Source organism: Psychrobacter sp. AOP7-B1-25 (genome assembly GCF_052376195.1).
GTDB lineage: Bacteria > Pseudomonadota > Gammaproteobacteria > Pseudomonadales > Moraxellaceae > Psychrobacter.
Genome location: NZ_JBQSVK010000003.1, coordinates 1 through 13,493, shown reverse-complemented (window position 1 = coordinate 13,493; position 13,493 = coordinate 1). Strand labels below are relative to the sequence as shown.

Sequence of the window (13,493 nt, the reverse complement as noted above, 5' to 3'; positions counted from 1 at the left end):
ATTTAATGGAGTTTACCTTGTCTATATCTAACTTACCAAAGCAAAGCTACCCTGTAGCGGTAGATGAATTAGAGCGCATCAACAAGCTAAAAAAATATCAAGTACTGAATGAAGATGATGAACCCGCATTTGATCGGCTAGTTGAACTTGCAAAATTGTTCTTTGATGTACCCGTAGTTACGATCACTTTTATGGATGAGGAAACGCAATACTTAAAGCCAGCCTGTAAATTTGATAGTGAACCTGAGAGTGTCAGTAAGACACCGCGTGATATTGCATTTTGTAATTATACAATCTTGTCAGATGATATTTTTGTAGTGCCAGATACATGGAACGACGATCGTTTTAGCCAAAACCCTATGGTCACAGACTTTCCGTATTTACGATTCTATGTTGGTGCGCCTATCATTTTGTATGAGGATAACAAAAGTTATCGACTAGGTACTTTATGTCTGATGGATACAAAGCCTAACCATAGTTTTAATGAGCAACAATCAGCGATTTTGGCGGAATTTGCAAAAATGGCGGCTGATGCCTTGCAGCTACAAGATAAGCAACGTGACGCTAAGCATGCTAACGAAATGAAATCGAGCTTTTTAGCCAATATGAGCCATGAGATCCGCACACCGATGAATGGTATTATCGGTATGGTAGAAATGCTAGGCGAAACCGAACTTAGTGAAGAACAACGAGAGTACGTTGATAATATCAAGGTTTCTAACGAGCATTTGATGGTCATTATTAATGGTATTCTGGACTTATCGAAAGTCGAGTCTGGAAAAATGACGATTGATTCTATTCCATTGAATTTATCTAGTTTGTGCAATGAGGTTATCAGTTTATTTGCAATTAAGGCACGCCAAAGAGGCGTAGCCCTAGATTATAATTATACTGAAAAACTGTCTCCCTATGTTAAAGGCGATCCTGTACGTTTAAAACAAATCATTGCAAATCTGGTCAATAATGCGATTAAATTTACTCGTGAAGGTGGTCGAGTCAGTATCGATGTCAAACATATGAATAACTGCCATTGTCCAAATAGTAGCGACGAGAATGTTGCTATATCGCGGCAAGAGAACAATGTAAATGAAGCGATAAACGATGAGACTGGTCAAAATATGACGCTTTGTATAGAAGTTAAAGATACAGGTGTTGGTATCAAATCAGAATCGTTAGAGGCGATATTTGATGCTTATGACCAAGCAAATAAATTTACCCATCGTATTTATGGTGGTACTGGACTTGGACTGTCGGTTTGTAAGTCTTTGGTCGATTTGATGGGTGGTTACATTCATGTAAATAGTGAAGTAGGCGTTGGCACCACATTCAGTGTCTTATTGCCGTTAACCACTATAGATGAAGATAAGTATGAGACATGGCAAGATGCTAACGATACGACCATGATTGAGCCTACCCATGAACGATCTGGACATATATTGTTGGTTGAGGACGATACCGTCAATGCAATTATTGCCAAAAAAGCACTAACCAATAGTGGCCATATGGTCACTCATGTCACTGATGGTCAGCAAGCAATTGAGGCCTTTGCTTTATTTCCTGAACGCTATGACGTGATATTAATGGATCACCATATGCCGATTTTAGATGGTGTACAGGCAACCATTAAACTGCATGAATTATATGACCCTCAACTATTGCCGCCCATCATTGCTCTGACTGCTAATGCAATGGATGGTGAGCGTGAGAAATATCTAAAAGTAGGTATGCAGGACTATTGCACCAAACCTTTTAAGCAAGAACAATTAAATGCCTTGGTACAATATTGGCTAATACAGAAGCAATCACTGGAAGAAGAGTGACTTACTTACTAATATTAGTATTAGCAACAGTAACTAGCATCTTGATGTAACCGATATCATCATGATGGATAAATATAAAAAAAGCTTAACCGCTGATATAGTGGTTAAGCTTTTTTATTAATGATAGAGACATTCGTAAATATCAACTATCAGTCATGTTTGGAGTGATATTAGTTTACGCGAGTTTGGTAATCACCAGTACGTGTATCGACACGCACCACTTCACCTTGTTGTACAAATAGTGGTACACGTACGACCGCACCTGTCTCCAATTTAGCAGGTTTGCCACCACCGCCTGAAGTATCGCCGCGTACGCCAGGATCTGTTTCTGTAATTTGCAACTCAACAAAATTAGGCGGCGTTACTGACAATGGGCTACCATTGAATAGAGTGATGGTACATAGAGCATTGCTGTTTTCTTTTAGCCACTGTACGGAATCACCCAATGCTGTCTTGTCAGCTTGAATCTGCTCAAAACTTTCAGGATGCATAAAATGCCAAAACTCGCCATCGTTGTATAGATAGTTCATTTCAGTATCTAGCACGTCAGCGGCTTCTAGGCTGTCACCTGACTTGAAAGTTTGCTCCAATACTTTACCACTACGAAGATTGCGCAGTTTGACGCGGTTAAAGGCTTGGCCTTTACCAGGTTTGACAAACTCGTTTTCAAGAATGGCACAAGGGTTGCCATCAAGCATCACTTTTAGGCCAGCTTTAAATTCATTAGTAGAAAAATTTGCCACAAAAAACTCCTAGGGGTTGTAAATATAATAGTAAGACATAGGGCTGACTGTACCAAAATTTTCTGTTATGCCAAGTATTTACGGATTAACGAGGATACTTTGATAGGCTAGACACTAAGGGCGTATAATATCGGATTTTGGGCACAGGTAGTAGGCTGTCATGATAAACCATTTAATCACACAAAAAAACTGGCAAACGCAATTATCGGAAGCTATTACGTCTGTTGATGAGCTATTAAGCATCTTACAGCTTGAATCAATGCGTACAGAAGTTTACGTGCCTAAACACTTTGAACTGCGTGTACCGCGTGGCTTTTTAGGAAAAATGGTTATTGGCGACCGAAATGATCCTCTGCTTAAACAAGTGTTACCAGATCAGCAAGAGCAAATCAACGTTACAGGCTATGTGGCAGATCCACTAAGCGAAAATACACAAAACCCCGTGAAAGGCTTGCTTCATAAATATCAATCGAGAGTGTTGTTAACCATTACGGGTGCATGCGCTATTCACTGCCGTTATTGTTTTCGCCAGCATTTTGATTATAGTGCCAATATGCCTACTGCCGATGCAAAAGAAAATATTATTAATTATATTGGTGCACATCCTGAGGTCAATGAGGTGATATTAAGCGGTGGTGATCCATTAAATGTGACCAACCGGCGTTTATTTACGTGGCTAGATACTTTGGAGTCTCTTCCGCAGATTACTACTATTCGGCTGCATACGCGTCTGCCATTGGTGATACCCGCACGTTTAGACGCTGCATTGCTAGAAAGGCTGGCTCAAAGTCGCTGTCATATCGTTATGGTTATTCATTGTAATCATGCTAATGAGATCGATGCACTGACCGCTGAACATTTGCAACGTACTCGAGCGGCTGGGATTACTCTATTAAACCAAGCTGTCTTGCTAAGAGGTGTCAACGATACTCTGGATACGCAAATGGCGCTTAGTCAGCGGTTGTTTACTTCTGGCGTGCTACCATACTATTTACATGTACTAGACAAAGTGGCTGGCGCGGCGCATTTCGATAGTAGTGAGCAAGCAGCGCTTGAGCTGTATTGGGCTTTACTAGCATCATTGCCAGGCTATCTCGTCCCTAAGCTGGTCAGGGAGTTGCCGAATAAACCCTTTAAAGTACCGATTGATATTTACAGTAATAGCTAATGTAGGGCACTATGTCATTTTAAGGAAACTAGTAAACAAAGAGTGAGTTTTAAAAAAGAGTAAGTAATATTTTAAAAAACTAAAATCTAGAATTTATGCTTTTTTATGAGTACAAATAGATATATGATTGTAACAGAATATAACCGTTGGCACGCAAATCAATGAAAGAGTATGCGGCGTTAGAGATGGAATTCTAATAATAGTATTTAGATATCGTTGGATAGTACTGTATTGCTAGATTCAGACTCGCAATCAATAGATATCATTACTCTTCTATAGTCGGGCTTAACAAACATTTTTTATGCCATACATGTATTTGTACGACTGCATATTACTGAGTGCCTCAAAACGACCAATAGTGAGTAAAGATACTGATGATCACTTTATCAATGTTCCGAGAAATTTTAAATTCTACAGAACCATTATCTCCGTTATCTAATCGTTCAGTAAATGGTCAAGAGCGCTACTTGCTAAAAACGTTGCCAACGCTACCGACGCAAACCCAAGAGCAACAAATAGAACATTTAGAAAGCGTGCTGAGAGTATTACATGAAGCAAATATAGATAATCAGCAACGCCTAGAATTAATGACAGCAGTCGTTGATGCCTCAGATCGATTGATAGCGACTTTGAGGCAACATTATATATATGAGACAGGCGCCCTTGATCAGACTCAAATGTTATGTGTTGCACAAATACAATCACTACATTATTTGATTATCATGGTCTACGACAAGGTCATACGTTTTGAGACTCAGTTGTCAGAAGACCCTTCAAATCACTCTTCTGGGAAAAGATGGCAACGTTTTTTTGGCGCTGAGACTAAACTTGATAGCACGCTTGCTATTGCGATTTATCAATCATTATTAAGATACCAAAAACTATTAGCAGAAGAGACACTGTGCTATCGAAAGCCATCCGATTACCTGTGGTCTAGAGTCAATCAATTATATTATCTGGCCTATGAGAGAAAGGTGGCTGATATTGAATTGAGCTTACATACCGTCACCCATCAAACGAATAGTATTCATCAGCTATATTGCCAAATCTGTTTGCATGATTTGTTAAATTTGCGTGCTATGAGACGCCCGAACATCTTACTCGTACAGCGTTTATTGCCTGAATGGGCTAGACATGTGGTTGCGACAATGGAGCCCACCACCGATACAAAGGTCTTTGTTGATCTTCATAGTAGTCATCCACCAAGCTATTTAACTGTCAACTCTTATATCAATCCATATGAAGATCGTCATGATTGTCTATTTATAGAATTAACGCCGATGGTTCGGCAATTTGACTCACGGAAAAAAGTTTTGTTTAAGGAAGGCAACACAATAGAGTATAGTTTGCTCAATACTATTTCAATGACAATAAGCTACCGCTACTTGCAGCAGCCACTTACACTGCCAACCCAATATAGTAGCGAAAAGCCGGAAAAGTTAATCACTAACTTTAACAATATACATTACTACGTAAGTCATTCGAAAACCTTTGCTAATTTAATCGACGTTAAATACCTACGAGAAGAAGACAGGCCTTTATACGAAACATTTGATAATGATCGTGGTCGCAGTAGCGCAATAAATATTAAGGTATTTGATGACAAAGATAGCTTTCTAGCATATCGCACATTGTACTTGTTACCAAAAGATAGCGGGCTCAAGAAGAATGTCACCGACAAAAATATTCTAAATAAAGAAGAGGACAGCGTAGAGGAAATTAACCCTGACGTTTCTACAACAGCACCGCAGCCCTTACATATAATGGGTCTGATTTTGGTCTCTCGATCTGACCGGACACAACAACCTAATTGGTCGATAGGAGTGGTGCGCTGGCTTAATGTTGATAATAAAAATCCAGAGGTAGAATGGCAGGTGCTCGGGCATAAAATCGTAGCGTGTGGATTACGTTTAGAAGGCAGTCAGAAGCGAAGTCGCCATTTTGTACCAGCATTTATCCTTGGAAAAGACGAAAAACTGAAAACAACGGGTACGCTAATCGTTCCACCTTCTTACTTTCAAGTAGACGATAGAGTCGTTATGCGTATCGGCAACAAACAAACTTCCTTGCGGTTAGGACGTAGGCTGATAATGACTGATGAGTTTAGCCAATATGAGGTAGCACAACTATAGGTCTCATCTTTGTTTCCAAAACGTAGATGGACAGGTTGGTAGCAGCGAAGCTATGCAGGTCCTTAACGAAAATATGATGAAGAATAACGAGCATAAGTTAATCTGCAGCGGACTGAATTATTGTCTATAATGACGAATATTGTTACTCTGACTTCTATGCTAGCCCTAGCAATAAAAAATAACCTAAGCCAAAACTCAGTCAATACGATAAGACTTTCTGAGATTCATTCTAGTGCTTTTTTCATGTTAGGCTAGTTTGAATGAAAGGTGTAAGGTACCAAGATAAAAATACGACTAAAAGGCTCCCTATGCGCTCTCAATCTCTTTTGAATTTATTGGTGATTAATGATGATCAGCTTTACGCTGAACGTCTTGTGCAATTATTGAGTCCTTATTATGACAATGTGAATTTGGGTTTTTTAGACGATAAAGAAGAGCTGTTGAAACTTTTGCGTCAATCGTGGGACGTTTTAGTATTCGGTAAGGCTTATGATATGAGCTTTACAGATGTGGTAAGCATTGTTCAAGAGCAAAATATCGATTTACCGATGATCTGTTTGATGAGCGACGAGGTAGCATCGACTGGTTATAATGAGGAAAAACTACCTACTATTATTAGTGGCACCATGGTCAAAGCGATTAAAGTGGACCAAGAAGTGCCAGTCGTGATGGCCATTTGTTTACAGCATAGTAGTTTGCGCAGTCGCCGTGAGCTAAAAACTTTACGCCAAGTGCTTTCTGAAGCAGAGCAACGTGCTAACGTGTTGATTAAGAATTCTAAGAGCGCGGTCGCTTATATCGATGAGGGGGTTCATATCTTTGCCAATGATCCTTACCTTCAGCTATTCGGCTTTAAATCGATGAACGAAGTGATAGGCATCCCTATTATTGACCTGATTTCAGGTGTGGATAGTGTCAAAGGATTTAAACACTTCTTACGTCAATTTGATAAAGGCAGTCGTCAAGACGTTGAGTTCAACTTTGAAAGTATGCGGACAGACGGCAGCACGTTTGAAGCGAAGTTACAATTGGCATCGGCAACACTAGAAGGTGAGCCCGTCACTCAAATTATTATTCAACAAAATAATAGTAATAGTGTAGAGGTTGCTAAGCGCTTAGCTGCAGCTGAGCGCAAAGACAATTTGACAGGTCTCGATAATCGTCGCGGCTTTGAAGAGCAGATGATAATAATACATCAGCAGGCAGTACAAGGATTGGCGACGGCGGCGCTGCTATATGTGCAGCTTGATAATGTAGGTAAAATAAGAAGTAGCTTAGGTCTACAAGGAATAGACGCTACAGTTAAACAAGTTGCCTATATGTTAGATGAGCTAGTATCTGATGGTCATGTTAGCCGTTTTAGTGATACCGCATTTACAATATTAGTGAAAAATAAGACAACAAGCGAGCTTGAAGAGATTACTGCGCGTATCGGCTCAACTATCAAGAATATGTTTATTGAAGTTGATAAACGCACCACAAATACAACGGTTAGTACTGCCGTTGTCAGAATTGAAAAGAACACCGCAGAGCCCACTATCATATTAGAACGTGCTATGGACGCTATGAGTCAAATCATGGTAGAGACTTCTAATAGCGGTGGCTCTTACCACATATATGATCCAAGCGAACATGCCAATAGTGATGATCATGCCCTTGCTGAATCGTTGGTTGACGCCATTACTAATAATCGCTTTGAGCTATCATTTCAATCAATATACGATATCAACAACGATCGTAGCGACTTTTTTGAAGTATATCTACGACTACCATTGTCCGATGCTGACAATACGGTACTAACCCCTGATCAGTTCATGGCAGTGGCTAAGAAGCATCAGTTACTAGAAAAGATAGATCGATGGGTACTTATCAATGCCTGTAAAAAAGTCAATGATGTCCGTAAATCATATCCTGAAGCCAAATTATTAGTACAGTTAACCAGTGCTTCATTGGTCGATAAAAAATTGCCGCTAGTGGCAAGTCAGCTGATAAAAGCAGTAGGCGGCGCAGCTGGTGTATTAACGCTACAGTTCAATGAAATAGATATCTCTGATCACTTGACCATCGCGAAATCTCAATTTTCTGCACTCAATGATGTCAGCTGTCAAATTGGTATTAATAATTTTGGATCTTCCGTCAAATCTATTGAAATTGCTAATTTTGTCCAACCTAATATGGTACGCTTAGCGCGTAGCTATGTTCAAGATATTGGTTCAGCAGAAAATCTAGAAACGGTTAAGTCTCTTATCATACGTACTAACGAGATCAAAGTTGACGTGCTCATGCCTTATATTGAAGATGCAGCAACGATGTCAGTCGCTTGGAGTGTGGGTGCACGCTATTTACAAGGGTACTACTTAGAAGAGCCCAGTAGTACAATAAAGGTAGCGAGTTAAAAGAACAGTGCGTCATATCGTTTATACTATGACGATGATATTCTTCAACCAAAGATTGCTAACAATGTCACTTATCAGTAAATATCAAATGAGCAGCCTTTTGGCTGCTGTTCTATTGCTCGCAGCTTGTGAGAAAACACCACCTGACCACCGTAATCCCGTGACCCTGCCTCTATATACTGAAGGGGATGCTGACAATGGATCGATAATCTATAAAGATGCTTGCGGTCAATGTCATCAACGCAATGCGGGTTTGAATAAAAAAGGCCCACAACTAATGAATATATATGGTGCGCCGGCTGCTGAATTAAAAGATTATACCTATAGTAAAGGGTTGGAAGCATCAGGTTGGGTCTGGGATGCAGAGACACTCGATCCATATATTGCAGATGCGCAAAAAGCCATGCCAGACTCCAAAATGTTGTCTGACCCGATACCGGATGCTAAAGAGCGTGCTGATATCATTGCTTATTTATCCACACTACGGGCTGCTGCACCTGCCGTTATAGATGATGTGAATTGATATCTAAATTATCAGCATTGCGACCTAAAAAATGAGTTAATAACCTACTATGACCTATGCAGCTCACGATATACCGTCACATACATCAACAGCCAAAATACTTAGCCAAACTAAGCTTGATGTAGCTGATATTAAATACAATCAGCAGAAAATTGCACAGCTAATAGCGCAACTAAATCAAATTGTATTGGATAAACCGCAAGCCGTTAGGTTGGCACTCAGTTGTATCTTAGCAGGCGGCCATTTGTTATTGCAGGACTTACCTGGTATGGGTAAGACGACTCTGGCGCAGGGTTTAGCACAGTTATTAGGTTTGAGTTTCAGTCGAGTACAGTTTACCAGTGATATGTTACCAGCTGATATTTTAGGTATGAGCATCTACGACCAAAATAAACAGCAATTCGAGTTTCGTCCGGGCCCCATATTTACTCAATTATTACTAGCTGATGAAATCAACCGCTCCAGTCCCAAAACACAAAGCGCGCTACTTGAAGCGATGGAGGAGCGACAAGTCACGCAAGATGGTCAGACATATCCTTTGCCGCAGCCTTTCTTTGTCATTGCCACTCAAAACCCATTGCAGCAAGCAGGTGTCTATCCGCTGCCAGAGTCGCAGCTAGATAGATTCTTATTATGCTTATCATTGGGTTACCCGTCACCTACCGCAGAGCGTGAGCTGTTAAAAGGTAAAGATCGTCGCGAGCTACTTAAAGGTTTGGATACAGTGCTCGATACTGAGGCTGTACTATTGGCTCAGCAAGCCGTCAAGCAGGTTTATGTGGCAGATACAGTATTAGATTATTTGCAAAGGTTGGTTGCAAAAACTCGTGCAAGCCAAGAGTATCATGGCTTATCACCTCGCGGCGTGTTATCGCTGCAACGCGCCGCCCAAGCGCATGCCTATGTATCGGGATATATGGAAGTGACACCTGAAGATATCCAAGCGGTATTTGCTGCGGTCACCGATCATCGTCTCGGCCAGCGCTTTGTACCTGCGCATGTGACTGGTGGACAAGCGACCAAAACTATTGCCCAACGTATCCTAGCAGAAGTGTCAGTCGTCGCTTAGTAGTTGATATATTGTTTACCTGTATTGATCAAATACATCAATTGATCATGGTCTCTTACATAGTCAAAGCTATATAATTTAAAAAATATTAACGCCACTTAGTGCACTATCCACGGTATTTTTACCCGCTTTTCTTATATTTAAATTGTCCTGAATCAACTATATCGTTCTATTCCTGAGTCTGTCAGTCAGATATAAATACAAACACCGACAACATTGTCAATCAGATGGTAATAATAGGGTAGTCATGAGCTTGTTGCCAAAGGCATTAACCGCACCAATAAAATTAGCACTGAGCCGTTGGTTTGCCTCGCGCGCCCCTAAAAGTGATAGTGCTACGCTTAATTTACGTAACGTTTATATTTTCTTTAGTCGTGAAGGAATGTTATTCGCCGTATTGTTAGTGATTACCTTTGTTGCAGGTATCAATTATGGCAATAATTTGGTGCTGGGTTTATGCTTTTATCTAGTCAGTGTTTGGCTAATTAGTTTTCATGTCACTTTTGCCCATATATCGGGCTTAAAGGTACGTTTGCTAGAAGTCACTATGACAGAAGAAGGTTTGCCTGTTTGGGTAACACTACAACTAAATAGTGATAGCCGCCAACCAAGACGCCAGTTGCTGTTTGAATTTGAGCAGTTAGCCAATCAGAAAACCAAAAATGGTATAAACGCACAAAATTCAGTGCTTATCACGCGGTTGCAAGGTGAGCAAATCATTCGGTTGCCTGTTCAGGCCAATACTCGTGGTGAGCTTGAGCTGCCACGGCTAAAAATAAAAACAGTTTATCCCTTAGGTATCATGCGTGCATGGTCTTATGTCTACTTTGCGCGTACGGCTTGGGTATATCCAAAGCCTGAGGCCTTTGACTGGCAAGAGAAACATGCAGTCGCAAGCTTAGAGGATTTACCCACAGGCGGGCAGTATAGACAGGGGCAAGACGACTTTGAGCGGTTAGATAACTATGTCGAGGGTGAGTCATTGGCTAGAGTCTCTTGGGGGCACGTGGCACGGGGACAAGGTATGCTGACTAAGCACTTCGCTGATCCGGTCGGTCACGAGCAAATGCTTGATTATGCAGATATGCCAGCCGCACATCACGAACAAAAACTTGCACAATTGGCTTATGGGGCATTGACGTTAGGTCAGCTAGGCGTGCCGTTTAAAATGCGTTTACCTAGTGATAATCCTGCTATTGCGGAGATGGGTAACGGAGAATCCTTTGCGCAAGCATGCTTGCTAAGGCTTGCGAAAGCACCATGACCAATTCTAAACGCTTATCTTCTACTGATGCTGACACACTGTCCACAGAGTATTCTGAAGCCGATGCTACACAAGCGGCCAGCTTTGAGCAGTTGGCCTTAGGTCAAAAAATCTCGCTTCAACCTGAGCTAAATGACGTTAAATGGTATCGTAAACTATTGGCACTACCAGCTTATTACTGGGTATTAATTGCTCAAGTAGTTGTCGTATTGCCGCATTCCGCACATTTACCATTATGGCTGATAGGATTTGCCGCTGTCAGTATCGCTGCTCAATTGCCTTATATCAAAGCTAAATTCAAAAAACTGTCGCACCTAAAACGTATCTATCAAAGTATGCAAATGCTGGGATTTTTGTTGGGGTTATTAGGTCTGTGGCTGACCTACAATACGGCATTTGGGCTTGATATGGGTGTGGCGTTTTTAGTGTTATGCCTAGTTAGTAAATTGTGGGAGCTGTATAAGCGCCGCGATGCCTATGTAGTGCTGAATCTATCATTGTTCGTGCTTGCGGCCCTATTTTTGATGGATCAAGGTTTACTGACTACTTTAGAAGTGATCGTTGGGGCAGTGATTATATTGCTCGCATTTATTACGCTTAATGATGATAGTAATGCTAGCGGTGATGGGCGTCTGCGAACACTGGGCGTATTGGGGGTTGGTGCATTGCCATTATTGGTGGTGCTATTTTTGTTTTTTCCGAGACTACCACCGCTGTGGTCGGTACAACTCTCAGGACAGCAAGCCACTACAGGTGTGTCTGATAGTATGTCTCCCGGTGATTTTGCCAATTTAGGACAGTCGACTGAGCTGGCCTTTCGTGTAGAGTTTGCTGATGATCGCCCGCCGCAACAGCAATTGTATTGGCGCGGCTTGGTATTCAGTGATTTCGATGGTGTCACATGGCGTCCAGCCCCTCAAAGGGATCAATGGTCGTCGAGATTACAAGCCCCTGCATGGATTCAGAATGCCTTTGCGACTGTACCTGATGACGAAAGAGCAGCACCTGTTAATTACAAAATTATCTTAGAACCCACACAGCAGAACTGGCTATTCGGTCTTGATTATCCGTTTTCTCAGCAGCCAGATATCAATACTACCTCTGAATTTACCTTATTAAAGGAGCAACCTGTTACACAGCAGCTTCGCTATGATGTGTTGCAGTTTGCACAGATGCGTATTGATCCGGTTCTAACCGAGGCATCAAGACGTGAAAATCTTGCTTTGCCTAATGAGGGTAATCCTCAAGCACGCGCGCTTGCTAAGCAGTTATTTAAGCAGTCAGGCTCAGATCCTGTTCGCTACATAGCTGCTATCGAGCAATGGATTAATCGAACAGAGTTTCGCTATACGTTGTCGCCACCACGGCTTAATACCAATCGTATTGACGAGTTTTTATTTGAAACCAAAGCAGGGTTTTGTGAGCATTACTCGTCAAGCTTTACCTTTATGCTACGCGCCGCTGGTATTCCTGCACGAGTAGTAGCGGGCTATCAAGGCGGTGAGCCGAGTCGTAATGGTAATGTATGGGAAGTGCGTCAGATGGATGCGCATGCGTGGACTGAAGTTTGGCTTGAAGGTCAAGGCTGGGTACGTGTAGATCCGACAGCCTTTGTCGCGCCTGAGCGAGTAGAGCAAGGCATGAATACGATGACCGAGCAGCAAGGGGCTGCCATGTTCGGCAGTGGTGCTAGTGCACAAATCAACTATCAGCAGTACCAAATGATACAAAGGCTACGACGACTATCAGACCAAGCGAGCTACTACTGGCAAAAAGACGTGGTCGGCTATGACCAAGACAAACAGGCCGACTCACTACTAAAATGGTTCAATATCAGCTCAATCATGCAGCAAATCATTTGGTTAGCCACCAGTGCAGTTTCCGTTATGGCTATCTTAGTATTTGTTATTTGGTATCGCCGCCGCAAACGCTGGCATCCAGCAGACCTACCTCTTGCTCAGCTCTCAAAACGTGTTGCCAAACATGACAAGTTATTAGCCCGTAAGGATAATGAAGGGCAACTGGCTTGGTTGGAACGTTTGGCATTGGCCATTGATAGCCGTCAGGATAACAATGTTAACTCTGCTACGAGTCAGCTAACAGATAGTAGTGACCCAGTCATTATTCAGACAAAGCTTATTGAAATTAGACAAAACTACCGTCAGTTACGCTATGGACGACTGAGTACATTTGATACCAGTCACAATGAATATCAAGAACGACTCAAACAACTTAAAAAAGATGTGCGCGCATTGTTATAGAGGTTTTTAATGATAGTGCTGTTAAGTTGCAAAGGTGTTTTGAACTGACGACAAGTTAGATAAGCGAACCAGTGAATAAGTAAGAGAGGCGGTTGTATGGCGATATATGTAGATTTT

General features: G+C 41.6%; 9 protein-coding genes. 8 read left to right on the top strand and 1 reads right to left on the bottom strand.

Annotated features, from left to right (window positions below; all coding sequences use genetic code 11):
- Window positions 1-17 precede the first annotated feature (17 nt).
- Entirely contained in the window at window positions 18-1,820 is a 1,803-nt protein-coding gene (locus tag ACT3QR_RS04085) for an ATP-binding protein (RefSeq protein WP_444520117.1), read from the top strand.
- A gap of 170 nt (window positions 1,821-1,990) precedes the next feature.
- On the opposite strand, the gene efp is transcribed toward ACT3QR_RS04085, so the two are convergent.
- Window positions 1,991-2,563 carry an elongation factor P gene (efp, locus tag ACT3QR_RS04080; RefSeq protein ID WP_444520116.1) on the bottom strand — a complete coding sequence of 191 codons (573 nt, stop codon included), beginning with the start codon at window positions 2,561-2,563 and terminating at the stop codon, window positions 1,991-1,993.
- Window positions 2,564-2,723: 160 nt separating this feature from the next.
- On the opposite strand from efp, the gene epmB reads away from it, so the two are divergent.
- From epmB to ACT3QR_RS04045, 7 genes are all read left to right on the top strand, one after another.
- Window positions 2,724-3,731 (top strand): EF-P beta-lysylation protein EpmB, encoded by a 1,008-nt coding sequence (gene epmB, locus ACT3QR_RS04075; protein ID WP_444520115.1) that lies wholly within the window; start codon window positions 2,724-2,726, stop codon window positions 3,729-3,731.
- A 374-nt stretch (window positions 3,732-4,105) separates the two neighbouring features.
- Window positions 4,106-5,863: a hypothetical protein gene (locus ACT3QR_RS04070; protein WP_444520114.1), complete on the top strand. Its 1,758-nt coding sequence runs from the start codon at window positions 4,106-4,108 to the stop codon at window positions 5,861-5,863.
- A 308-nt stretch (window positions 5,864-6,171) separates the two neighbouring features.
- Window positions 6,172-8,259, top strand: a complete 2,088-nt coding sequence (locus tag ACT3QR_RS04065) for an EAL domain-containing protein (protein ID WP_444520113.1) — start codon at window positions 6,172-6,174, stop codon at window positions 8,257-8,259.
- Window positions 8,260-8,323: 64 nt separating this feature from the next.
- Window positions 8,324-8,782 carry a c-type cytochrome gene (locus ACT3QR_RS04060; protein WP_444520112.1) on the top strand — a complete coding sequence of 153 codons (459 nt, stop codon included), beginning with the start codon at window positions 8,324-8,326 and terminating at the stop codon, window positions 8,780-8,782.
- A gap of 49 nt (window positions 8,783-8,831) precedes the next feature.
- Window positions 8,832-9,851 carry an AAA family ATPase gene (locus ACT3QR_RS04055; RefSeq protein ID WP_444520111.1) on the top strand — a complete coding sequence of 340 codons (1,020 nt, stop codon included), beginning with the start codon at window positions 8,832-8,834 and terminating at the stop codon, window positions 9,849-9,851.
- Window positions 9,852-10,098: 247 nt separating this feature from the next.
- Window positions 10,099-11,115 (top strand): hypothetical protein, encoded by a 1,017-nt coding sequence (locus ACT3QR_RS04050; RefSeq protein ID WP_444520110.1) that lies wholly within the window; start codon window positions 10,099-10,101, stop codon window positions 11,113-11,115.
- Complete coding sequence (locus tag ACT3QR_RS04045) at window positions 11,112-13,376, top strand: transglutaminase family protein (RefSeq protein WP_444520109.1); 2,265 nt, start codon at window positions 11,112-11,114, stop codon at window positions 13,374-13,376. Before ACT3QR_RS04050 ends, ACT3QR_RS04045 begins: the two co-directional genes overlap by 4 nt.
- The last annotated feature ends 117 nt before the right edge of the window (window positions 13,377-13,493 follow it).

Excerpts from the sequence above, each read along its gene's own strand:
- epmB (WP_444520115.1), top strand. The coding sequence starts at position 2,724 with ATGATAAACCATTTAATCACACAAAAAAACTGGCAAACGCAATTATCG.
- ACT3QR_RS04070 (WP_444520114.1), top strand. The coding sequence starts at position 4,106 with ATGATCACTTTATCAATGTTCCGAGAAATTTTAAATTCTACAGAACCA.
- ACT3QR_RS04065 (WP_444520113.1), top strand. The coding sequence starts at position 6,172 with ATGCGCTCTCAATCTCTTTTGAATTTATTGGTGATTAATGATGATCAG.
- ACT3QR_RS04060 (WP_444520112.1), top strand. The coding sequence starts at position 8,324 with ATGTCACTTATCAGTAAATATCAAATGAGCAGCCTTTTGGCTGCTGTT.
- ACT3QR_RS04055 (WP_444520111.1), top strand. The coding sequence starts at position 8,832 with ATGACCTATGCAGCTCACGATATACCGTCACATACATCAACAGCCAAA.
- ACT3QR_RS04050 (WP_444520110.1), top strand. The coding sequence starts at position 10,099 with ATGAGCTTGTTGCCAAAGGCATTAACCGCACCAATAAAATTAGCACTG.
- ACT3QR_RS04045 (WP_444520109.1), top strand. The coding sequence starts at position 11,112 with ATGACCAATTCTAAACGCTTATCTTCTACTGATGCTGACACACTGTCC.